The organism is Actinophytocola sp., assembly GCF_035634895.1.
GTDB lineage: Bacteria > Actinomycetota > Actinomycetes > Mycobacteriales > Pseudonocardiaceae > Actinophytocola.
In genome coordinates, this window is the sequence record NZ_DASQCC010000247.1 from 12,311 (window position 1) to 33,697 (window position 21,387).

Here is a 21,387-nt window from a genome sequence, read left to right on the forward strand (position 1 = left end):
CTCGTTCGGGTGAAGGTCGCCATCTCGGGAACCAGCGGTCTGCTGGGCGACGCCCTGGTGCGCCGGCTGGGGGAGGAAGGGCACCACGTCCTGCGGCTGGTGCGCCGGCGGCCCGAGTCCCACGACGAGATCCTGTGGTACCCCGAGGTGGACACCGAGCGGCTGCGCGAGGTGGACGCGGTGATTCACCTGGTGGGGGAGACGCTCGTCGGCAGGTGGACCTCCCACCAGCGCGAGGCGATCCGCGAGTCGCGTGTGGTCGGCACCCGGTTGCTGGCGTCCGCGCTGGCCAACATGTCCGGCGGCGGACCGCGGGTGTTCCTGTGCGCGTCGGCGACCAGCTTCTACGGCTCGCGACCCGGTGTGGACCTGACCGAGGAAAGCCAGCCGGGACAGGGCTTTCTGGCCTCGGTGTACCAGGACATGGAGGCGGCGACGGTACCGGTGGAGGCGGCCGGAACGCGGGTGGTGCGGCTGCGGTTCGGGATCCTGCACGCCGCGGAGGGCGGTGCGCTGCCCGTCCTGCTGCCGAAGTTCCGCGCCGGGCTCGGTCTCCAGGCGGGCCGCGGGAACCAGTGGGTGAGCTGGGTGACCCTGTCGGACGCGACGCGAGCCGTCAGCCACGTGCTGCGGTCGACGTTGAGCGGTCCGGTGAACGTGGTGGCCCCCAACCCGGTGACCAACCGGGAGTACGCGGACACGCTCGCGTCGGTGCTCCGCCGGCCCAGGTGGTTGACGCTCTCGCCGCCGCTGCTGCGCCGGGTGTTCGGCGCGGGCCTCGCGGACGAGGTGCTGCTGGCCAGCACGCGTGTGGTGCCGACACGCCTGCTGAGCAGCGGTTTCCACTTCGAGTTCCCCGAGCTGCGAGCCGCTCTACAAAACCTGTTACTTCCGGTAACATGATCCGGCATGAGCGATGACGAGGACGGCTACACCGGCCCCGCGACCCTCACCGTGGACGGCGAGGCCCTGACCGTCGAGGTCACGCTCCGCGGCAACTTCGAGCCGGTCGACGGCCGGTACCACTGGTACGGCCGGATTCAGCCGCATCCGTCGCTCCCGGTCGGCCGCAACAGACTCGCCGCGGTGCTGAGGACGCCGCACGGCGAGGCCGTGGGCGCCCTGTCCGATGCGGACACCTGGGGCCGCTACCGCATCAGCGGCACGAGCCGCCCGCCGTTCGACGTGCCGGTCTCGCTGGCAGATCTCCCGGCGGGCAGCTGAGCCCGCGCTGTCCTCAGAGGAACGACGGCCGCACGTCCACGTCGTCGAGGTTGACGAACGCGATGCGGTGGCCGAACTGGATCTGCAGGTACTTCGTCTGCCCACGCACCACCACGTGGTGGTCGTTCTGGTCGAAGGTCACCGCGCGGTAGTACTCGGACGGCGTGATCAGGCCGACGGCGTACTTCTGGCCGGCCAGCAGCGAGTACTGCAGCGGGACCACCGCCTGCGCGGGGATGTCGGCGGGGTACGCCGACACCTCCGGGTACGCCCGGCCGTAGACGGGGATGCTGGCCCGGCCCTTCTTCGGCGTGATCACGAAACCGGCCGACCAGATCGCGTCGGACGTGTGGAACCAGCCCTTCTGGCCCAGGTACCACACGGCCACCCAACCGCCGCGTTTCTCGGCGATCGCGAAGGTCTGACCGGTCTCGGCACGCGAGGAGTGGTCGGAGATGTGCATCGTGCCGGGGACGCCGTTCGAGTGCAGCCCGATGTCGACGAGTTGGGGAGCGTCGTCACGCGGCTCGGTCCGCAGCACCACCGAGGTGGACCCACGCACGGGGCACGGCTGGCCGGCCACGTCACATCCGGTGAACGGGAGCGTGTTCTTGGCGTAGTTCGGCCGGACGGTCACGAGCCCGGTCAGCGAGGTGCCGGTCGACCGGAACGGCGCGTGCAGCAGGTCGAAGTAGTGCGCCCAGTCCCAGTAGGGGCCCGGGTCCCAGTGCATCCCGGCGACGGTGGCCGGGGTGGTGCCCGGCACGTTGTCGTGGCCGAGGATGTGCTGGCGGTCCAGCGGGATCCGGTACTTGGCGGCCAGGTAACCGACGAGCTTGGCGGACGAGCGGTACATCGCCTCGGTGAACCAGGTGCCCTTCGCCGCGAAGCCCTCGTGCTCGAGGCCGATGGCCTTGGCGTTGATGTACCAGTTGCCGGCGTGCCAGGCGACGTCCTTGGCCTTGACGTGCTGGGCGACGTGGCCGTCGCTGGAGCGGAGCGTGTAGTTCCAGCTCACGTACGTCGGGTCCTGGATGAGGTTCAGCGTGGTCGCGTAGCTGCCCTCGGTGTCGTGGATGACGATGTAGTCGATCTTCTGTGCGGCCGGGCGGTTGCCGAGGTCGTGGTTGCCGTAGTCGCCGGAGCCGGGACCGTACTGCTCGTAGGGCGCGGGAAGCCACTCGCAGCCGAGGCCGGCCGGACACTCGGCTTCACCCGTTCGAGTAACCCGCAGCCCCAACCGGGTGAGCTGCGCGGCGTTCGGCGCGACGTGGGTGGGCGCCAGCCTGACCTGCTGCCCGTCGTCGGTGACCCGCTGGGCGCCGGAGTTGATCGTCGAGAACACCTCGTCGGCGAAGGCGCTGGCCGACCCCGTGTCGGTGGCCCCGCTGTACCTGGCGACGGCGCCGTACCAGTCGGCGGGCTTGTCGCTGGCGACGCCAAGGTCGTGCTGGTAGTCGGCGAGGAGGGCGGCGCCGCCGCGGATGTTCTGGACCGGGTCCTGCCGCAGGGTGGCGGTGTCGACGCCGGTCAGCCGCGCGGCGGTGTCGACGGTGTGCAGCGCGGGGGCGGAGAGGTCGTCGTTCACGGTGGCGCTGGGCAGGCGGGCAGGCCGGGCGTCGTCACCGCGCGGGTCCTCGGTGCCCTCGTCGTGGTGGGTGCCCGCGCCGGCGTTGGCGGCCACGACATCGGTGAGGTGCATGGGCCCGAAGCCGGCGCTGGTGCTGGGGGTGCCGGCGTTGGTGTTCCACTGGGACTCCAGGTAGGACACGCCGAGCAGGACGCTGTCGGGCACCCCGAACTCGGCCGCTGCCGCGGCGAAGGCGTCCTGGCGGGTGGGGGGTGCGGCGTTCGCCACCGCCGGCGAGAACGCGGCCGCGGCGGTGGCGACGACGGTGGCGAGCAGCATGGGTCGGGATCTGGGCATGTGTGGCCTCCAGGGCAGGGCGACTCAAGCAGTCTGGGGCCGCTCGCCATGTGAGTCAATGCCAACCAAATGGACTAGTTGGTGACAAATTGCCCTAGGCCGGATGCAGTGCCGCAACCCGGTCTTCGGTGACGAACGAGGCGGCGGTGGACACCGGCGCGTCCGGGGTTCGGACATAAGGAAGGATCCGGAAGTCCGTGGTGAGGTCGTCGGCGGTGAAGCGGGACCGGACGTAGCCCCTGCGGTTCTTGAAGAACCTGAGGTGCGGGTTCTCGGCGAGCTGGCCGGAGTTGGTGCTTTCGTCCCCGTCGCCCGTACTGGTGACGGACGTGGCCACGAGCTCGACACCGACGCTGCGCGAGTCGGGCTGGTCGGCGTTCTCCTTGATCTCGGCGGCCCAGTGCCGGTGGACGTCCCCGGTGAGCACGACCCCGTTGCGGGTCTGCTTGAGCGCGGCCGCGATCCGGTCGCGGTTGGCGCGGTACCCGTCCCAGGCGTCCATGGAAAACCCCTGCTGCGGCCCGGCCGTGAGGTCCCGCTGGGCGAAGAAGACCTGCTGGCCGAGGACGTCCCATCGTGAGTGCGAGCGCCTGAACCCGTCCACGAGCCAGCGTTCCTGTTCGGCGCCCATGATGGTGCGGGCAGGGTCGAGCCGCTCGGCGCAGTCGATCCGGGTGCCGTCGCCGCAGGCCTGGTCGTCGCGGTACTGACGGGTGTCGAGCATGTGGAAGGTGGCGAGGTCACCCCAACGGAAGCGGCGGTAGAGCCGCATGTCGATCCCGCGGGGCCGGGCGGATCGCCGGAGCGGCATGTTCTCGTAGTAGGCCCGGAAGGCAGCGGCCCGGCGGTCGAGGAAGCCGGGGTCGGGGGCTTCGGGGACCTCGTCGGCCCAGTTGTTCTCTGTCTCATGATCGTCCCAGACGACCGCCCAGGGCGAGGTGGCGTGGGCGAGCTGGAGGTCCGGGTCGGACTTGTACTGGGCGTGCCGCTGGCGGTAGTTGGCGAGCGTGCGCGTCTCGGGCCCCGCGACGACACGGACGTCCGAGGCCTTGGCGGCGTACTCGTACTGGTAGTCCCCGAGGTGCAGCATGAGGTCGGGCCGATCCTCGGCCATGCGGCGGTAGGCGGTGAAGTACCCCTCGCCGAAGTGGGCACAGGAGGCGAAGCAGATGGTGAGGTCCTGGGAGGTGCCCCGGGCGGGCGTGGTCAGGGTGCGCCCGGTGGGCGACACGTGGCCGTGGACCCGGAACCGGTAGTAGTACTCGTGCCCCGGCCGCAACCCCCCGACCTCGACGTGCACGGAGTGCGCGGCGGCGGGTTCCGCGGTCGTCGTGCCCGTCCGCACGAGCCGCCGAAAGCCCTCGTCCTTGGCGACCTGCCACTGCACGGGGAAGCGCCGGTCAGGCATCCCACCCAGTCCAGTGTCAGCCAACGGGTCGAGTGCCAACCGAGTCCACAACACAACGGAGTCACTCCAGGGATCCCCAGAAGCAACCCCGAGCGTGAAGGGATTGCTGGAAAGAGGCGGGTGGCCGCCCCCGGAGCCGGCGGCCCAAGCGGGAAGCGATGAAGCGGCCACCCCACCCACCGCGAGCGAGGTGGCCCCACCAAGCAGCACAGAGCGACGAGAGACGGACGACGGCAAGAGAACCTCCCTGATCGGGTGACCCTCAAACCACACAGTCCAGCGACGCCAACTACCACCAGTACCTGATGAACCCATGCCGACAGGAAAATGAACAACCAACCGTGATCACACCGGGTGACTATCCGCCTTCGACGCCTCGCGGCCTTCGACGTCGACCGGAGCCCGCTCCTGGCTCAGCTTGGCCGCTGTCACGGCGTCCTCCCAGTCCGGCACGACTTCGGGCCCGCCGCACCGCATCGAGGTCATCAAGGCGATAACCGGGCTCCAGCTTGCAGAGAACCGCGACCTCGTTCGGACCGTGACGAAGCCAGCCAAGTCCCTCGAGACTGCACAACATCCCCTGGGAACGCTGGCCGCGATAGTTGCGTGCTCGCATCTTCGCCAGCGTTGTGACTCGTCGCGGGCGAGAGAGCCGGGAGGGGGCGACGGGGACCAGTTCATCGCCGGACAGCTGCCTGTCGCCACCGAAGACGATCTGAAGCTGGTCGGCACAGTTCCCCAGGCACACCTCGGCCAACCAGATGAAGTCCCCCTGTGGATGAGGTCGAACACGACGGACCTCGCCCACGACGGCTAGGGCAAGGCTTATGATCACCGGCCGAGGTTGCCGAAAATCATACTCGGGTCACGAAGTCTGTGGGTACCGTCGTCATCGAATGGACCGCTACTTGGTTGCGACATTCCACAGAGTATCGAATGCCCTCAGTGTTCGGTCCACATTAATCGGATCCATGAGCATGTCCGCGTTGGACTCTTTACTTGGATGATTCAGGTAGCCCAACCAGGTGTCCTCGTGGAGGTGGTTCCGGACCTGGGTGAAAATAGCTGGCTCTTTGTTCGCGAAGGTGGATCTGTCCAAACGATACAGAACGGCCGCGCCGGCCACCGGCCACGAAGACGTCCGGAAGGAGCAGTATTCGTGCAGGCGGTCACCCCCGACCGCATCTGAGATCAGTTCGCGAAGTCGCGTCACGGCAGGTGACCGGGTGGTGAGCGTCCCCGTCAGGAGGAATCGATATGTGACTCCCCGCATGAGATTGTCGATCACCACTGGGAAGAACTGCCCCGGTATCGCCTGGTCGCCTTCGAGGTTGATGTTGGGCTCGAGATCGGTAGTCATTATGTCGGCTTGGAGGCAGTGGCGCTCCACGCGGAGGATCTCCTCGGCCTCGATCAGTCCTTCGACGCCCGCCGACCGCGACTCGAGTACCTCGTCCGCCACGTCGTCGATGCGTTCCATGAGAAGCCTGCCGATGCGCGCGACGAGATCGGAATGCCGCTCGGTGCGGCCGCGCACGTTCATGAGAGCCTGCTCGACGTACCTGGCGACGGGGTCGTGGTCGATCGCGGTGCTCGTGGGCTCGCCGTAGGCGAGGTAGTCGAGACTGACGCCGAAGAAGTCCGCCAGCGCCACGAGCTTGTCGAAGCTTGGGCGGGTGCGGCCTCGGACGTACTGGGACAGCGCGGCCGCCGTTACGTTGATGGAATCGAGAATGGGCTGACGATTTCGACTATATCCGCCGCGTTCGATCAGGCTGTCGAGCATTGTCTCCAGCTTGACTTCCTTCTTGATCACTTGAACCACTCCGATCGTGCGGCGGTTTCCGCCTGGGTCCACTTCTTTCGGATTAAGTCAGGCTCAACGTCGGTTAAGTGGAGTCAGACGGAGTCGCTGGACTTCGATGCTATCTCCCTTAATATGGTCTGTACAGCGAAGTTGAACCTTCCCGGAGTGAGGTTCCGATGGTCTGTCTGCCGGCGGTTGAGGTCGTGATCTCCATATATTTGGCGGAGATGAGCGCTCGGGAGGCAATTGGCCGGAAAATTAAGGACAGATACATGACAACGCTCCGGGAACGCGGTCGGGAGGGTGGAGCGATGCAGTCAATTGGCGGCAATGGGAAAAGATATGGTTCGGGAATTGACGGCGACTCCGCGAATGGCGCGGGACGGCGCTGCCGGGTGTTCGTCTCCTGTGCGCGGGTCGACGAGCGCTACCGGAAGCGGTTGAACGTGCACGCCGCTCGTGCGGTCCGGCCTGGTCGACGTCTGGAGCGACCGGACGATAGCCGCGGGAGCGGACTGGGAACGGGACATCCAGCGCGAGCTGGCCACCGCCGACATCGTGATCCTGCTCGTCACGCCGAACTTCGTGGCCTCCGAGCACTGCTTCGAGCGAGAGTTGCCGGAAGCGATGCGGCGCCATGCCGAGGAAGGGCTTCGCATCCTCCCGGTGCTCGTCAAGTCCGTGGACCTCGCCAACCTCCCCATCGGCAGGTTCCAGGGTCTCCCGACCGACCTGCGGCCGATCAGCGCCTGGCGGGAGACGGACGACGCGTGGCTGCAGGTGGCCATCGGGGTGCGAAAGGCGGCCGAGGAGATTCGTGCGGCACAGGTTCCGCTGCGACTGAGGGGTGGCCGAACGGTCACCGAGCCAGGGGTCGTATAGCCATTGGCCACCCTCGTTGCACCGTTAGCAGTCCCGTGGGTAGAGTGCCAACCGTACGGCGCCGACACCGCCCCGGCACCCGCGACGGCGGGGTGGCAGGAGCCGCAAGCAACACAGGTAACTGCCAACGCAATCGAGTCGACCCGTGGAGGTCATCGCGGTGAGCGTGAACATCAAGCCGCTTGAGGACAAGATCGTCGTCCAGGCGAGCGAGGCCGAGGCGACGACTGCCTCGGGTCTCGTTATCCCGGACACCGCCAAGGAGAAGCCGCAGGAGGGTAAGGTTCTGGCCGTTGGGCCGGGCCGCGTCGACGACAACGGCAACCGCGTTCCGCTGGACGTGAGCGTGGGTGACGTCGTCATCTACTCCAAGTACGGCGGCACCGAGGTCAAGTACAACGGCGAGGACTACTTGATCCTCTCCGCCCGTGACGTGCTGGCTGTCGTCAACTGACGCGTCCTCAGCAAAACCCACAGCGCCCCGGCACCCCAACAAACGGGGCGGCCGGGGCGGCTGTGCAAGAAAGGTAGAACATGCCCAAGCAGATCAGCTACGACGAGGACGCTCGTCGGGCGCTCGAGCGTGGGGTGAACAAGCTCGCCGACGCGGTCAAGGTCTCCCTTGGCCCGCGCGGCCGGCACGTCGTGCTCGCCAAGAAGTTCGGCGGCCCGACCGTCACCAACGACGGTGTGACCATCGCTCGGGAGATCGAGCTGGACGACCCGTTCGAGAACCTCGGGGCCCAGTTCGCGAAGAACGTCGCCACCAAGACCAACGACATCGCCGGTGACGGCACGACGACCGCCACCGTCCTGGCTCAGGCGATGGTGAAGGTCGGCATGCGCAACGTCGCCGCGGGTGCCAACCCGATGGCGCTCGGCCAGGGCATCCAGCTCGGTGCCGACGCGGTCGTCGAAGCGCTGAAGGCCAAGGCCACGCCGGTCAAGGGCCGGGACAACATCGCCCAGGTCGGCACCGTCGCCTCGCGTGACGCCTCGATCGGCGCGCTGCTCGGCGAGGCCATCGAGAAGGTCGGCGAGGACGGCGTGATCACCGTGGAGGAGTCCTCCACGATGGCCACCGAGCTCGTCATCACCGAGGGCGTCCAGTTCGACAAGGGCTTCGTCTCGGCGTACTTCGTGACCGACCCGGAGGCCCAGCAGGCGGTCCTGGAGGACACCTACATCCTCCTGTACCGGGAGAAGATCTCCTCCCTCAACGACCTGCTGCCGATCCTCGAGAAGATCGCCCAGGCCAGCAAGCCAGTGGTGATCATCGCCGAGGACGTCGACGGTGAGGCGCTGTCCACCCTCGTCGTCAACGCGATGCGCAAGACGATCCGCGCGGTCGCCGTCAAGGCCCCGTACTTCGGTGACCGCCGCAAGGCGTTCCTGGAGGACCTGGCGACCGTCACCGGCGCCACAGTCATCTCCTCCGACGTCGGCATGAAGCTCTCCGAGGTCGACCTCGACGTGCTGGGCACCGCCCGGCGTGTGGTCGTCACCAAGGACGAGACCACCCTGGTCGAGGGCGGTGGCACCAAGGAGGCCCGGTCGGCTCGCGTGGACCAGATCCGCCGCGAGATCGAGGCGACCGACTCCGACTGGGACCGCGAGAAGCTGCAGGAGCGGCTGGCCAAGCTGGCCGGCGGCGTCGCGGTCATCAAGGTCGGCGCCGCCACCGAGACCGAGCTGTCCGAGCGCAAGCACCGCATCGAGGATGCCGTCGCCGCGACCAAGGCCGCGGTCGAGGAGGGCATCGTGCCCGGCGGCGGCTCGTCGCTGGTGCACGTGGCCAACGAGCTGACCGCGCTGGCCGACGCCGAGTCCGGTGACGTGGCCACCGGTATCCGGCTGGTGCGCGAGGCGCTTGCCGCGCCGACGTCGTGGATCGCGTTCAACGCCGGTCTCGAGGGCCCGGTCGTCGTGTCGAAGGTTCGCGAGATGGAGTGGGGCCACGGCCTCAACGCGGCGAAGCTGACCTACGGCGACCTGCTCGCCGACGGTGTGGTCGACCCGGTCAAGGTCACTCGTTCGGCGGTCACCAACGCGGCGTCCATTGCCCGCATGGTGCTCACAACCGAGGCCTCGGTCGTGGAGAAGAAGGAAGAGGAGCCGGAGGGCGCTGGTCACGGCCACGGGCATGGCCACGGCCATGGACCCGGGTTCTGAGCCAGAAACTCTGATCCAGAGAACGCGAACGCCGCGTCCGGTTGAGCCGGACGCGGCGTTCGTGTACAGCTACCTGGCCACGGCCAGCGTGCGCTTCTCGACCTTGATGATGGCCTCCCGCTCTCCCTCGGAGAGGCCACCCCAGATCCCGTACGGCTCGTGCACCGCGAGCGCGTGCTGCCGGCACATCTCCAGCACGGGACATGCCTGGCAGATCGCCTTGGCTCTGGCCTCACGCCGGGTCCTCGCCGGGCCGCGTTCACCGTCCGGGTGGAAGAAGAACGCACTGTCCATGCCGCGGCAGGACCCGTCGAGCTGCCAGTCCCACACGTCCGCGTTGGGCCCGGGGAGCCTTCGAGTGTCTGCCATGGTGACCGCCTCCCTCGCCGGCCATTCGCACGGGCCGGCTACTCCATTCGGTGCAGCGGGGTCAACGCTAGAACCGCGCCAAAGCTTGTTCAATAGTGATCGACTTATTGGTCAGGGGATTCAACCGATCGGTGAAAAGCCTCCACGCTGCGTGTTCGGCGATCCAGTTGCCGGACCCCCGAGATCACCCGACGATGGGAGGGTGGTGACGAAGGAGACGCCCGTGGGCGATCACGTCCGGTTGGTGGACGGGAGCGTGACCGAGGAGGAGACCCTCCCCGTCGCTGCGGTTGCCCGCAGGCTGGGGGTGGCGCCGGCGACGCTGCGAACGTGGGACCGCCGCTACGGGATCGGCCCGCGTGCCCACACGACCGGCCGGCACCGCCGGTACACGCAGGCCGACATCGCACGGCTCGAGCTGATGCAGCAGGCGCTGCTGCGCGGCGCGGCCCCCGCGGAGGCGGCGGACTACGCGCTGCGCTCGTCGTCGCCGCCCGCGCCGGAGATCGTGGTGCCGCGTGACGGCGCGTCGTCGTTGCTGCGTGAGTTCAGCACCCGGTCGGCGTCGGTGCTCGGCGTGTCCCGCGCCGCGATGGCCATGGACGCGGTCGCCACCCAGCAGCTGATCGCGGACAGTATTGACACCCTCGGCGTGGCGACCGTCTGGGACGACGTGCTGCGACCCGTGCTGGCCGCGCTCGCGAGCCGGTGGGAGCAGTCGGGTGAGTGCATCGAGGTTGGGCACATGCTGCACGAGTGCGCACTGGCCGCGATGGTCGGTGCGACGCCGCTGGTGGCAGCGCCGAGGAACCCGCGTCCGGTGCTGTTGTGCTGTGCGCCCGACGAGCAGCACTCGCTGCCCCTGTACGTACTGCGTGCGGCGCTGGCCAGGAAGGGCATCGGCACGCAGATGCTCGGCGCCGCGCTGCCGACGGTCGCCCTGGCCGCCGCGGTCCGGCGAACGGGACCGGCGGCGGTGGCGGTGTGGGCGCAGCTGCCACGGCACGCTCGGGCGGAGGTGTTCGCGGAGGTGCCCCGCACGCGGCAACGGGTCCGCCTGTTCGCGTGCGGCCCGGGCTGGTTCACGACCGAGCTGCCGGACCGCGTGGACCTGCTGGACGGCCTGTCCGACGCGCTGCACCGGATAGAAGGCCTGGTGGGCACGCCGCGCTGAACGCCGGCGGGCGTGTCGCGCTGTGCGCCGGCGGGCGTGTCGCGTTGAGTACGGGCGGCCTGGCCTCCGGCCCCCGGTTCAACGCTACGGCAGGGCACCGACACCTTGGCGCGTTCAAGATCGACTACTGGCCAGTTGTCCACAACCCGACGGGTTGTCCACAGATGCTCCGCCGACGTTTCCGCACTGTCGGCCCCCGCCACTAGGCTGAAAGCAGGGGTCCCCCTGTCGGCGACTGATACGTGTGGCCTGCCGTGTTTGCTTTCGCATCGGCTGTTTGGGGTCTGTGGGGCGGCTCGGCGATGGCCGAGGCGGTGGGTCGTTCCGCGGTGATCCCGGGCGGTGGACCGGCGTTGTCGGCCAGGTGCTGGTGGACGCCTTCGCCTGGTGACCGCCTTCGCCTGGTGACCGCCTTCGCCCGGACTGCCGCCTTTGCGCGGGTGTCACGCCTTGCCCGGGGTGCGCGGGAGTCACGCCTTGCATGGGTGGGCCGGAGTCAAAGCCTGCCCGGGTGTGCCGGGGTCACGGCGTGGTGGTGGTCGTGGTTGTCGTTGTCGTTGCCGTGTCCGAGGTCGGGGCGTTCGTCGTGGTGATGGCCGTCGTCGTGTCCGGGGTCGTGGTGGTTGTGGACGTCGTGGTGGTGTCGGTATCGCCGGGGGCGGACTTGGGTTTGCCGGACACGCACGAGTCGATGAAGAACTCGCGGATCTGGGCCGCCCATTCCTTGGATGCGCTGCCGTTGTCCTGGTCGGCGGGGTAGTCCTCGGGCCGGGTCAGGCCCTCGAACGCCCTGGCGCACCGTGCCTTGTCGATGTCCGGCGCCTCCTGGTCGCGCAGCAGGTCGCCGGTCTCGGCGCCCTGCGCGGCGACCTGTCTCAGATAGACGATGCGCTCCTGGGTGGTCGCCGCGGAGGAGGTGCATCCGGCGACGACTGGCAGGACGGCCGCGAGCGCCACGGTGGGGAACATGTGTCGGGGTCGCATGGCGTGGAACCGTAACGCCGAAAGTGTCGGTGGTCGCCGGTAGGCTGGGAACCGGGGCCGAAGGCCGTCCCCACCAGCATCGGGGGTGCTGTGACCGCCACACTGGAACAAGCCGCCTTCGGGCAGCGGCCCGACCTTCCGGTCACCGCCGTGCCCGGGGAGCCGCGCGCGAGGTGGCTGGCCGCCGTCGTGCTCGGCGGGCAGGGGCGGTACGCGCGGGCGGCGACCATCCTCGACGACCTGATGACCGACCCCGGCGATGTCGGCGCGCTCGCGGCCGCCACGCTCGCCTCCCACCGCCGCCAGCTCGGTGCCCACGCGGCCGCCCGCCCGCTCGATGCCAGGGCACTCGTGCGCGCCACCAGTGACGACGCCCGGGCCGACGCGCTCCTCGGCCTCGCCGCCGACGCCATCGGGGCCGGCCGTCTCGGGGAGGCCATGCGGCTGCGTGACCGGGCTCCCCAGACCACCTGGCGCGCGCGGGTGCGCGCGGGCTGGGTCTCGGCCGAGATCGAGCTGAGCGCCGGTCGAGCCGACCGGGCCCGGCCCTACGCCGAACGGGCACTCGAGTCGGTCGGCTCGGCGACCAGGCATCGCGTCAAGTCGGAGATCGTGCTCGGTGCGACGCTGGTCGAGTCCGATCCGGCCATGGCCCTAAAGCTGGTCACTCGGGCGCGGGACGACGCTACGGATCTGTGCCTGTCGTCCCTGGTCTGGCCGGCGTCAATGTTGCTTGCACAACTAGACCCGGACGAGGCACTAACACATCGCCGGTGTGCCGCGATGGCCTTACACAGTGTGTTACGGAGAGCAGACCCCCGCGGGCGCGAGCTTGCGGAACGCTCCCCATGGGTGCCCTCAGTGACTGGCCCAACCGGGTGAAGACGGTCACTCGGACATCTGGGCGAACTGGTCAGCAGATTTACCACCAGATCGTGTCAAGGTTCGCCCCTAAGCGTCCGATAGGGAGTAGTACGTCACTCGGCTGCAGGAAGGAGTCCCCGTGACGACGGTCTTGATTTGCGACGACCGCCGCGGCGTGCGGGAAGGACTGACTCGGGTCATGTCCGCGGTCCCAGGTGTCAGTCGCATCGACTGCGTAGCGCACGGTGACGAGCTGCTCGCCCGATTCTCCCGCGCTCCCGTCGATGTGGTTCTGGTCGGCACACAGCGTGCGGTTCCCACGGGCGTCGAGGCAACTCGACGCCTGGTGTCGGCGAACCCGGCGGCCAACGTCATCGTGTTCGGCGCCCCGGACGACGCGAGCAGCATCGCGGCGGCCATCGCGGGCGGTGCTCGTGGCTACCTCCGGTGGGACGCGTCCCGCCCGGAGCTGGTGGCCGCGCTCGCGCACACGCTGGCCTCGACCTCGGTGCCGGCGCCCCGCCAGCCGTCCGACCCCGGTGTCCAGCTCACCGACCGCGAACTGCAGGTGCTTCGCGGGATGGCGATGGGCAAGAGCAACGGGCAGATCGGGCGCGAGCTCTACCTGTCGGAGGACACGGTCAAGACGCACGCTCGCCGGTTGTTCCGGAAGTTGGGCGTTCGGGATCGTGCTCAGGCCGTGGCGCACGGGTTCCGGAGAGGGCTCGTCTCCTAGGCTCTGCCGTGTGAACGGTGCCGAGTCAGACAGGTCTGGCGACAGGGATGGGTCTGCCAGTCCAGTCGGGGCCGGTGAGTCCGGCGGTGTAGGCGTGCCTGGGTCCGGCGGGGTCCGGGTGCGTGGGGAGGGAGTTGGCGGCGGGGCTGGGTCGGGTAGGTCCGGTTCTTCGCCTTCCGCCTTCCCTGAGTCTTCAGATGACGATCTTGTGGGTCTCGATGAAGTCGATGACTCGGGCGAGTTCGATGAGATTGACGGCCTCGACGGCGAGTATGGGGTTCGGCCCTTCTGGGCTCGGACCTCTACGCTCGTCGTCTTTGTCGTTGTCTTGTTTGTCCTTTCCGGGGCGGTTACCGCTTGGGTGCGTATCTCTGACCTGCAGGAACAGGTCGACACTCTGTCGGCGCAAACGGTTGCGGCCGAGCAGGCTCGGCAGGCCGCCATCGTTTTCGCGCAGGATCTTGCCTCCTATGACTACCGGGACCTCGGGGGGAACTTTCGCCGGGTCAGGGCTGCCTCCACGCCGCACTTCGCCGGGCAGTTGCGGCAACTGGCCGAGGAGGTCGGGCCCTCGTTGCAGCAGAGCCGCGCTGTGGCGAAGGCCACAGTTCGCTCGGCTGGAGTGGTCCGTTCGGATGCCGGCAAGGCCGTGGTGGCCGTGTTCGTTGACCAGACGGTCACCAACACGAGGACGCCGGAGCCCCGAACGGAGCGCAGCCGGATGGAACTCACCCTCATCAATGAGGACGGTGTGTGGTGGTTAGACCAGGCGGGGGAACTGTGACGTGTCACGTTCCGGTCAAGACAGGTGCGTTTGTGTTGCGCGGTACGGTGGGTTACACATCCGTAAGGGAGCGCACCGTGCCCGTCGGAGTGTCACTTACAACTGACCGTACCTGCACGTAACGTTGAGGCTGCTCGCTGCGATGACCACATTGGGGGACGGACTGGACGCTTCTGTAGGCGCTGCCGTCGACGGTGACCCGCGCGCCATCGACCGGGTGCTTGCGTCTATCCGACCCCTAGTCGTGCGGTACTGCCGCGCGCGGGTAGGGAGGCAGGAGCGATCCTTCGCCTCGGCGGACGACGTCGCACAGGAGGTGTGTCTCGCGGTGCTAACGGCCTTGCCCAGCTACCGCGACCAGGGGCGCCCCTTCCTGGCCTTCGTGTACGGCATCGCCGCGCACAAGGTGGCCGACGCCCACCGTGCCGCCGGGCGTAACCGGTCCGAACCCGTCGCCGACGTGCCGGACGAGCCCGAGACCGACGCCGGGCCGGAACAGCGCGCCATGCAACAGGACCTGAGTCGCCGGATGAAGGACCTGCTCGACGTGCTGCCCGACAAGCAGCGTGACATCGTCCTGCTGCGGGTGGTGGTCGGCCTGTCCGCGGAGGAGACCGCGGAGGCCATCGGCTCCACTCCTGGCGCGGTACGGGTGGCCCAACACCGGGCACTGGCCCGGTTGCGGAAGACTCTGTCAGCGGAGGAGGTGGTCTGAGTGAGTGATCGAAGAGACAAGCCGGAGTACTCCGACCTCGATGACGAAGCCATCGACCTCGCGCTCGTGCATGCCGACGACGAATACCTCGACATGCTCAGCGGGGCCAGACTCGAGGACGACCGCATCGGAGCGTCGTTCGACGACGACCATCTCACCCAGCTTCTGATGTCCTGGCGGCGCGACGTCGACGCCGAGCCCATCGACGATCTCGTCGACACCAAGCTCGCGTCCGTCACCGTCAACGCGGCCCGTGTGCAGCGCAAGCACCGCCCGCGGCTGCTCGTGCCCGTCGCCGCCGCAGCGGCCGTGCTGGCCATCGCGTTCGCCGGAGTCGGCCTCGCCGCCCGGGACGCCCGGCCCGGCGACACCCTCTGGGCCCTCACCAAGGTTCTCTACGCCGACCACGCCCGCTCCGTCGAGGCCGCCCAGGCGGTCAAGGACGACCTGCGCGAGGCCAAGGCCGCGCTCACCGAGGGCAACATCGAGGTGGCCAAGTCCAAGCTCCAGGACGCCCACGCCACCCTGCCGACCGTCCTCCCCGACGACGGCCAGAAGGACCTCCTCGCCCAGCACAACTCGCTGATGGCGCAGCTGCCCGGCAACCCGTCCGACTCGGCCGGCTCACCGCCGACGCCGACGCCGTCGACGCAGCCCGGGTCGGACCCCGGCTCCAGTGACAACAGCCCGACGGACACCTCGGCCCCCAACCCGGCGACCGACACGTCCGCCCCGAGTAGCCCGCCCGACCCCGGCACCTCGACGACGACCCCGCCGCCGAGCGAGACGTCCCGCAGCGACGGCGGCACGGGAACCAGCGGCGAGCCCGCGGGCACCAACGAAGAGGGCAACAAGACCGCCAGCGACCCGGCCGGCAACGCACTCGTCGGCGCGGGCAGCTGAGCCCGGTAATCTCAACGATCATGACGGCGGCCCACGTGTACAGCCAGGCACCCCGCTGCCAGCAGTGCGAGGGGCGTGCGCTGCTGGCGAAGGAAGCCGCACAGGCACTCGTCGACGAGTCGCTCGGCCGGCTCACGGCCGCACGCTGTCCCAGTGACGAGGGTTGGCATGTGTTCGCGCCAACCCTCGACCGCAAGTAGCTGCTTCTACGGCTACTTCTTCGACGTCTCCGCGGTCTTGCGGGCCGCCGCCGTGATGCCGTCGGTGTATCCGCGGCAGTACTCCCAGCTGACGTACGCCGCCGGGTTCGGGTCGTACGCGGGCTCGTGGGGGCGCATGCGGCCGTCCGACAGCAGCTGCTCCAGCGAGGCACGCAGCAGCGCCCAGTCGTGGTAGTGCGGCTCCTGGCACTCCGCGCAGTCCACCACTACCCCACGCACCGACCGATGCTCCAGCAACGCCTGGTAAACGGCCAGGTCACGCAGGTCGGCGAGCAGTTCGTCCCGCTCCTGGGCCGAGACCGGTTCCGAGGCGTCCGAGTCGTTGGCGTCGAGCGCCCAGACGGGGTCGTTGGGGTCACCCGCGAATGGGTCAGGTGGCAGTGCGTCGTCCCTCACGCCCCGCACCGTACCCGCCGGGACCGTCGTATGGTCCAGATACCATGGGTCAACTGCGGAAACCCCGTGACAAAGAAGGGCCATGATGACCACCGCTGAGGCGCTTCCGGCAAAGTTCGCCACACTCGGCCTCACCTTCGACGATGTCCTGCTGCTGCCGTCGGAGTCCGACGTCGTGCCCAGCGAGGTGGACACCAGTACCCGTCTGACCCGCAACGTCTCATTGCGCATCCCACTCGTGTCCGCCGCGATGGACACCGTCACCGAGGCACGCATGGCCATCGCCATGGCCCGGCAGGGCGGGATCGGGATCCTGCAGCGCAACCTCTCGATCGAGGAGCACGCGCGGCAGGCCGAGACGGTCAAGCGTTCCGAGGCCGGGATGGTCACCGACCCGATCACCTGCCTGCCCACCACGACCCTGGCCGAGGTCGACGCACTCTGCGCCCGCTACCGCATCTCCGGCGTCCCGGTCACCGACGCCGAGGGCACGCTCGTCGGCATCATCACCAACCGCGACATGCGGTTCGAGGTCGACCACACGAAGCCGGTCAGCGAGGTCATGACCAAGGGCCCGCTCGTCACCGCGCAGGTCGGCGTCTCCGCCGACGCCGCGCTCGGGCTGCTGCGCCGGCACAAGGTCGAGAAGCTGCCGATCATCGACGGCGCCGGCATGCTCCGCGGCCTGATCACCGTCAAGGACTTCGTCAAGACCGAGCAGTACCCCAACGCCACCAAGGACCCCGACGGCCGGCTCGTGTGCGGCGCCGCGGTCGGCGTCGGCGACGACTCGTACAAGCGGGCCATGACCCTGGCCGAGGCCGGCGTGGACGTCCTCATGGTCGACACCGCCCACGGCCACTCCCGCGGCGTGATCGAGATGGTCCACAAGCTCAAGCAGGAGCTCGGCGACACGGTCGACGTGGTCGGCGGCAACGTCGCGACCCAGGCCGGGGCGCAGGCACTGGTCGACGCGGGGGTGGACGGCGTGAAGGTCGGCGTCGGCCCCGGCTCGATCTGCACCACGCGGGTCGTCGCGGGCGTCGGCGTCCCGCAGATCACCGCCATCTACAACGCGGACCTGGCGTGCCGGCCCGCCGGCGTGCCGGTCATCGGCGACGGCGGCATCCAGTACTCCGGCGACATCGCCAAGGCCATCGCGTCCGGCGCCTCCGCGGTCATGATCGGCAGCCTGCTCGCCGGCACCGCCGAGTCCCCCGGTGACGTGATCCTGGTCAACGGCAAGCAGTTCAAGACCTACCGGGGCATGGGCTCGCTCGCCGCCATGCAGTCGCGCGGCGAGGCCAAGTCGTACTCGAAGGACCGCTACTTCCAGGACGACGTGCTGAGCGAGGACAAGCTGGTGCCGGAGGGCATCGAGGGCCGGATCCCCTTCCGCGGCCCGCTGTCCCAGGTCGTGCACCAGCTCGTCGGCGGACTGCGCTCCGGCATGGGCTACACCGGCTCACGCACGATCGCCGAGCTGCAGAACGCCCAGCTGGTCCGGATCACCGGCGCGGGACTCAAGGAGAGCCACCCGCACGACATCACGATGACCGTCGAGGCCCCCAACTACACCAGTCGCTAAGGAGATCCCGGTGCCGGATCTTGTCGAGATCGGCATGGGCCGGACGGCTCGCCGCGGCTACGCGCTGCACGAGGTGGAGATCGTCCCGTCCCGCCGGACCAGGTCGTCGCAGGACGTGTCGACCGCGTGGCAGATCGACGCGTACCGCTTCGACATCCCGCTCCTGACCCACCCGACCGACGCGGTGGTGTCTCCCGGAGTGGCCGTCGAGGTCGGCAGGCTCGGCGGCCTCGGCGTGCTCAACGCGGAGGGGCTGTGGGCCCGGCACGCGCAGGTCGAGGAGGTTCTGGCCCGGGTCACCGAGACGCTCGCCGACCAGGACTTCACCGCGCTGACCCGGCTGCTGCAGGAGCTGCACGCGGCGCCGATCAACCCGGACCTGATCACCGAGGCCGTCAAGCAGGTGGCCGCGGGTGGGGTGACCGTGGCCGCGCGGGTGAGCCCGCAGCGGGCCGCCGAGATAACCCCGTTCCTGCTGGCCGCCGGCGTGGAGATCCTGGTGGTACAGGGCACGATCGTGTCCGCGGAGCACGTGTCGCGCGACGGCGAGCCGCTGAACCTCAAGTCGTTCATCGCGGACCTGGACGTCCCGGTGATCGCCGGCGGCGTGCACGACTACCGCACGGCCATGCACCTCATGCGCACCGGCGCGGCCGGCGTGCTCGTCGGCTACGGCTCCAGCGTCGCGACCACCACCGACAGCGTCCTGGGCATCGGCGTCCCCATGGCGACGGCCATCGTCGACGCTGCCGCCGCCCGCCGGGACTACCTCGACGAGACCGGCGGCCGGTACGTGCACGTGATCGCCGACGGCGAGATCGAGGTGAGCGGCGACATCGCGAGGTCCATCGCCTGCGGCGCCGACGCGGTCATGCTCGGCGCCCCGCTGGCCACCGCCCAGGAGGCACCGGGCAAGGGCCTGTACTGGACGGCCGCGGCCGCGCACCCGTCGGTGCCCCGCAGCCGCGTGATCCCGGTCGCGGACGAGGAGACGATCGTCGACCTCCGGACGCTGCTGTTCGGTCCGTCGTCCGACCCGGACGGCCTGATCAACCTGTTCGGCGCGCTGCGCCGGGCCATGGCGAAGACGGGTTACTCGGACCTGAAGGAGTTCCAGAAGGTCGGTCTGTCGGTCCGCGGCTGAGCGGAGGCCGCGGAGCGAAATCGACACTGACATGGACCGAGAGATCATCGCCTCGCGGGACGGCGTGGCGTTCACCGAGCTGACCGAGCAGGACCGCCAGTGGCTCGCCGAGCGCGACGACCACGCCTACGACGTCGACCCGGACGACCGGCCGGTGCCCCCACAGGGCTTCGAGGTGTTCCGCGCCGCGGTGGTCGACGCCGGGACGCACGACCTCATCGGCCAGGTCAACTGGCACGTCGTCGGCTACGGGCGCACCGCGGGCTGCTCGGCGTGGAACATCGGCATCGGCCTGCTGCCGCAGAGCCGCGGGCGCGGCGCCGGCTCCATCGTGCTGCGCCTGCTTGCCGAGCACCTGTTCGCGACCACGGCGATCGACCGGGTCGAGGCCAGCACCGACCGGGGCAACCAGGCGGCCCAGCGGGCACTCGGCAAGGCCGGCTTCCAGCGTGAGGGCGTCATCCGGGGCGCCCAGCTCCGCGGCGGCGAGCGGCGCGACATGATCGGCTACAGCCTGCTCCGCGGCGACCTCGGCCAGGAGCGGACCGTCCTCGCCAGCCGCGACGGCGTCACGCTCGCCAGTTCCATGCCCGAGGACCGCCGCGCGCTCTCCGCCAGGGCCGACCACGCCTTCGACCCCGACCCGGACCCCCGGCCCGTGCTGCACGCCGTCTTCCAGGTCCACCGGGCCTCCCTGCTGGACGCCGGGACCGGCGCGGTCATCGGGCAGATGAGCTGGCACCCCGTCGGCTACGGCCCCACCGCCGCCTGCACCGCCTGGAACTTCGGGATCGTCCTCGCGCCGGAGACCCGCGGCCGCGGGGTCGGGCCCATCGCCATCCGCCTCCTGGTCGAGCACCTGTTCGCGACCACCGAGGTGGACCGGGTCGAGGCGAGCACCGACCGCGAGAACATCGCGGCACAGCGGGCGCTGACCAAGGCGGGGCTGCACCGGGAGGGCGTCATCCGCGGCGCTCAGCTCCGGGGCGGCGAGCGGCGGGACATGATCGCCTACGGCATCCTGCGCGGCGACCTGCCGGACCCGGAGCAGGAGCGGGAGCGGGAGATCGCCGCCAGCGGCGAGGGCATCCAGCTCGGCGACCTGCTACCCGGCGAGCGGGAGCTGCTGCGCGGCCAGGACGACGAGGCGTTCGACGTCGACCCCGACGACCGGCCGGTGCGGCACCTGCCCGACCTCAACCGGCTCGCCGTACTCGACCAGCACACCGGCGAGCTGCTCGGCGCGGTCAGCTGGCACGCCGTCGGCTACGGCCGCACCGCGGCCTGCGAGGCCTGGAACATCGGCATCGGCCTGCTGCCGCAGAGCCGCGGCCGGGGCGCCGGCTCGATCGCGACCCGCCTGCTCGCCGAGTACCTGTTCGCCACCACGGACATCGACCGGGTCGAGGCCGGCACCGACCGGGAGAACGTTCCCGCGCAACGTGCGCTCGCCAAGGCCGGCTTCCGGCCGGAGGGCCTCATCCGCGGCGCCCAGCTGCGTGGCGGCCGGCGCCGGGACATGCTGGCCTACAGCCTGCTGCGCACCGACGTCGTGGAGGCCGTCGAACCGGGCCGGCGGGAGGTCGTGGTCACCCGGGACGGGGTCGCGCTCGCCGAGCCGGCGCCGGGCGACCGCGAGAAGTTCTACATCGCCGGCGCCGGGGACTTCGCCATCGACCCCGACGACCGGCCGCGCGTGACCGGGCCGACCCGCAGCTTCCTGCTCAGCGTGCTCGACGAGCGGACGGGCCTGCTGCTCGGCGGCGTCAGCTGGCACGCGGTCGACTACGGCGGCACGGTCTCGTCGTCGGCGTGGAACATCGGCATCGGCCTGCTGCCCGAGGCCCGCGGTCGCGGCGTCGGCACGCTCGCGCAGCGCATGCTTGTCGACCACCTGTTCGCGACCACCGAGCTGGACCGCATCGAGGCCAGCACGGACGTCGAGAACGTCGCGGAGCGGCGAGCGCTGGAGAAGGCCGGCTTCCGGCGGGAGGGCGTCCTGCGGGGCGCCCAGCTCAGGGGCGGTGTCCGGCGCGACCTCGTGCACTACGGGCTGGTGAGGGGAGACCTCGCCAACTAGCCTCAGGAC

Annotated in this window: 22 protein-coding genes; 15 read left to right on the plus strand and 7 right to left on the minus strand. The window is 69.6% G+C overall.

Features of this window, described 5'->3' with window-relative positions:
• Positions 1-9 precede the first annotated feature (9 nt).
• Both VET29_RS38290 and VET29_RS38295 read left to right on the plus strand, forming a co-directional pair.
• On the plus strand, positions 10-903 hold the full coding sequence (locus VET29_RS38290; protein ID WP_324930306.1) for a TIGR01777 family oxidoreductase: 894 nt from the start codon (positions 10-12) through the stop codon (positions 901-903).
• A gap of 6 nt (positions 904-909) precedes the next feature.
• The gene (locus VET29_RS38295) at positions 910-1,224 is read left to right on the plus strand and encodes a DUF4873 domain-containing protein (protein WP_324930308.1); all 315 of its coding nucleotides are present in this window, start codon (positions 910-912) and stop codon (positions 1,222-1,224) included.
• 13 nt (positions 1,225-1,237) lie between these two features.
• On the opposite strand, the gene VET29_RS38300 is transcribed toward VET29_RS38295, so the two are convergent.
• From VET29_RS38300 to VET29_RS38310, 4 genes are all read right to left on the minus strand, one after another.
• Positions 1,238-3,151 (minus strand): peptidoglycan recognition family protein, encoded by a 1,914-nt coding sequence (locus VET29_RS38300; RefSeq protein WP_324930312.1) that lies wholly within the window; start codon positions 3,149-3,151, stop codon positions 1,238-1,240.
• A 94-nt stretch (positions 3,152-3,245) separates the two neighbouring features.
• The gene (locus tag VET29_RS38305) at positions 3,246-4,796 is read right to left on the minus strand and encodes an alkaline phosphatase D family protein (protein ID WP_414636715.1); all 1,551 of its coding nucleotides are present in this window, start codon (positions 4,794-4,796) and stop codon (positions 3,246-3,248) included.
• A 121-nt stretch (positions 4,797-4,917) separates the two neighbouring features.
• The gene (locus VET29_RS44245; protein WP_414636716.1) at positions 4,918-5,394 is read right to left on the minus strand and encodes a hypothetical protein; all 477 of its coding nucleotides are present in this window, start codon (positions 5,392-5,394) and stop codon (positions 4,918-4,920) included.
• A 69-nt stretch (positions 5,395-5,463) separates the two neighbouring features.
• On the minus strand, positions 5,464-6,375 hold the full coding sequence (locus tag VET29_RS38310; protein WP_324930317.1) for a helix-turn-helix transcriptional regulator: 912 nt from the start codon (positions 6,373-6,375) through the stop codon (positions 5,464-5,466).
• Positions 6,376-6,825: 450 nt separating this feature from the next.
• Here VET29_RS38310 and VET29_RS38315 point away from each other — a divergent pair, with 450 nt between their 5' ends.
• From VET29_RS38315 to groL, 3 genes are all read left to right on the plus strand, one after another.
• Positions 6,826-7,248, plus strand: a complete 423-nt coding sequence (locus VET29_RS38315) for a toll/interleukin-1 receptor domain-containing protein (RefSeq protein WP_324930320.1) — start codon at positions 6,826-6,828, stop codon at positions 7,246-7,248.
• 160 nt (positions 7,249-7,408) lie between these two features.
• Positions 7,409-7,702 carry a co-chaperone GroES gene (groES, locus tag VET29_RS38320; RefSeq protein WP_133907709.1) on the plus strand — a complete coding sequence of 98 codons (294 nt, stop codon included), beginning with the start codon at positions 7,409-7,411 and terminating at the stop codon, positions 7,700-7,702.
• A gap of 80 nt (positions 7,703-7,782) precedes the next feature.
• Positions 7,783-9,420, plus strand: coding sequence for a chaperonin GroEL (gene groL / locus VET29_RS38325; protein WP_324930324.1), 1,638 nt, complete (start codon positions 7,783-7,785; stop codon positions 9,418-9,420).
• A gap of 69 nt (positions 9,421-9,489) precedes the next feature.
• Here the strand turns inward: groL and VET29_RS38330 are convergent, their stop codons facing one another.
• Positions 9,490-9,789, minus strand: coding sequence for a WhiB family transcriptional regulator (locus VET29_RS38330; protein ID WP_324930327.1), 300 nt, complete (start codon positions 9,787-9,789; stop codon positions 9,490-9,492).
• Positions 9,790-10,012: 223 nt separating this feature from the next.
• Between VET29_RS38330 and VET29_RS38335 the strand changes: the two genes are divergently transcribed.
• Positions 10,013-10,963 (plus strand): MerR family transcriptional regulator, encoded by a 951-nt coding sequence (locus tag VET29_RS38335; protein ID WP_324930330.1) that lies wholly within the window; start codon positions 10,013-10,015, stop codon positions 10,961-10,963.
• 522 nt (positions 10,964-11,485) lie between these two features.
• Here VET29_RS38335 and VET29_RS38340 read toward each other — a convergent pair.
• Positions 11,486-11,947, minus strand: a complete 462-nt coding sequence (locus VET29_RS38340; protein WP_324930333.1) for a hypothetical protein — start codon at positions 11,945-11,947, stop codon at positions 11,486-11,488.
• Between the two features lie 90 nt (positions 11,948-12,037).
• Between VET29_RS38340 and VET29_RS38345 the strand changes: the two genes are divergently transcribed.
• The 6 genes from VET29_RS38345 to VET29_RS38370 all read left to right on the plus strand — a co-directional run bounded on the left by VET29_RS38345 (position 12,038) and on the right by VET29_RS38370 (position 16,149).
• A complete protein-coding gene (locus tag VET29_RS38345) occupies positions 12,038-12,829 on the plus strand; it encodes a tetratricopeptide repeat protein (RefSeq protein WP_324930337.1) in 792 nt (263 codons plus the stop codon).
• Between the two features lie 121 nt (positions 12,830-12,950).
• Positions 12,951-13,547, plus strand: a complete 597-nt coding sequence (locus tag VET29_RS38350) for a response regulator transcription factor (RefSeq protein ID WP_324930340.1) — start codon at positions 12,951-12,953, stop codon at positions 13,545-13,547.
• Positions 13,548-13,755: 208 nt separating this feature from the next.
• The gene (locus VET29_RS38355; RefSeq protein ID WP_324930343.1) at positions 13,756-14,331 is read left to right on the plus strand and encodes a VirB8/TrbF family protein; all 576 of its coding nucleotides are present in this window, start codon (positions 13,756-13,758) and stop codon (positions 14,329-14,331) included.
• Positions 14,332-14,473: 142 nt separating this feature from the next.
• Positions 14,474-15,046 (plus strand): sigma-70 family RNA polymerase sigma factor, encoded by a 573-nt coding sequence (locus VET29_RS38360; RefSeq protein WP_324930346.1) that lies wholly within the window; start codon positions 14,474-14,476, stop codon positions 15,044-15,046.
• Entirely contained in the window at positions 15,047-15,949 is a 903-nt protein-coding gene (locus tag VET29_RS38365; RefSeq protein WP_324930349.1) for a hypothetical protein, read from the plus strand.
• 20 nt (positions 15,950-15,969) lie between these two features.
• A complete protein-coding gene (locus VET29_RS38370; protein WP_324930353.1) occupies positions 15,970-16,149 on the plus strand; it encodes a hypothetical protein in 180 nt (59 codons plus the stop codon).
• A 12-nt stretch (positions 16,150-16,161) separates the two neighbouring features.
• On the opposite strand, the gene VET29_RS38375 is transcribed toward VET29_RS38370, so the two are convergent.
• The gene (locus VET29_RS38375) at positions 16,162-16,566 is read right to left on the minus strand and encodes a DUF5319 domain-containing protein (RefSeq protein WP_414636717.1); all 405 of its coding nucleotides are present in this window, start codon (positions 16,564-16,566) and stop codon (positions 16,162-16,164) included.
• Between the two features lie 82 nt (positions 16,567-16,648).
• Between VET29_RS38375 and guaB the strand changes: the two genes are divergently transcribed.
• From guaB to VET29_RS38390, 3 genes are read left to right on the plus strand one after another with little or no spacing between them, the layout of a single operon-like run.
• On the plus strand, positions 16,649-18,154 hold the full coding sequence (gene guaB, locus VET29_RS38380; RefSeq protein ID WP_414636718.1) for an IMP dehydrogenase: 1,506 nt from the start codon (positions 16,649-16,651) through the stop codon (positions 18,152-18,154).
• A 10-nt stretch (positions 18,155-18,164) separates the two neighbouring features.
• Positions 18,165-19,298, plus strand: coding sequence for a GuaB3 family IMP dehydrogenase-related protein (locus VET29_RS38385; RefSeq protein WP_324930359.1), 1,134 nt, complete (start codon positions 18,165-18,167; stop codon positions 19,296-19,298).
• 31 nt (positions 19,299-19,329) lie between these two features.
• Positions 19,330-21,378, plus strand: coding sequence for a GNAT family N-acetyltransferase (locus VET29_RS38390; RefSeq protein WP_324930362.1), 2,049 nt, complete (start codon positions 19,330-19,332; stop codon positions 21,376-21,378).
• Positions 21,379-21,387 lie beyond the last annotated feature (9 nt).

Excerpts from the sequence above, each read along its gene's own strand:
- VET29_RS38295 (WP_324930308.1), top strand. The coding sequence starts at position 910 with ATGAGCGATGACGAGGACGGCTACACCGGCCCCGCGACCCTCACCGTG.
- VET29_RS38300 (WP_324930312.1), bottom strand. The coding sequence starts at position 3,151 with ATGCCCAGATCCCGACCCATGCTGCTCGCCACCGTCGTCGCCACCGCC.
- groL (WP_324930324.1), top strand. The coding sequence starts at position 7,783 with ATGCCCAAGCAGATCAGCTACGACGAGGACGCTCGTCGGGCGCTCGAG.
- VET29_RS38330 (WP_324930327.1), bottom strand. The coding sequence starts at position 9,789 with ATGGCAGACACTCGAAGGCTCCCCGGGCCCAACGCGGACGTGTGGGAC.
- VET29_RS38340 (WP_324930333.1), bottom strand. The coding sequence starts at position 11,947 with ATGCGACCCCGACACATGTTCCCCACCGTGGCGCTCGCGGCCGTCCTG.
- VET29_RS38360 (WP_324930346.1), top strand. The coding sequence starts at position 14,474 with ATGACCACATTGGGGGACGGACTGGACGCTTCTGTAGGCGCTGCCGTC.
- VET29_RS38370 (WP_324930353.1), top strand. The coding sequence starts at position 15,970 with ATGACGGCGGCCCACGTGTACAGCCAGGCACCCCGCTGCCAGCAGTGC.
- guaB (WP_414636718.1), top strand. The coding sequence starts at position 16,649 with ATGATGACCACCGCTGAGGCGCTTCCGGCAAAGTTCGCCACACTCGGC.
- VET29_RS38390 (WP_324930362.1), top strand. The coding sequence starts at position 19,330 with ATGGACCGAGAGATCATCGCCTCGCGGGACGGCGTGGCGTTCACCGAG.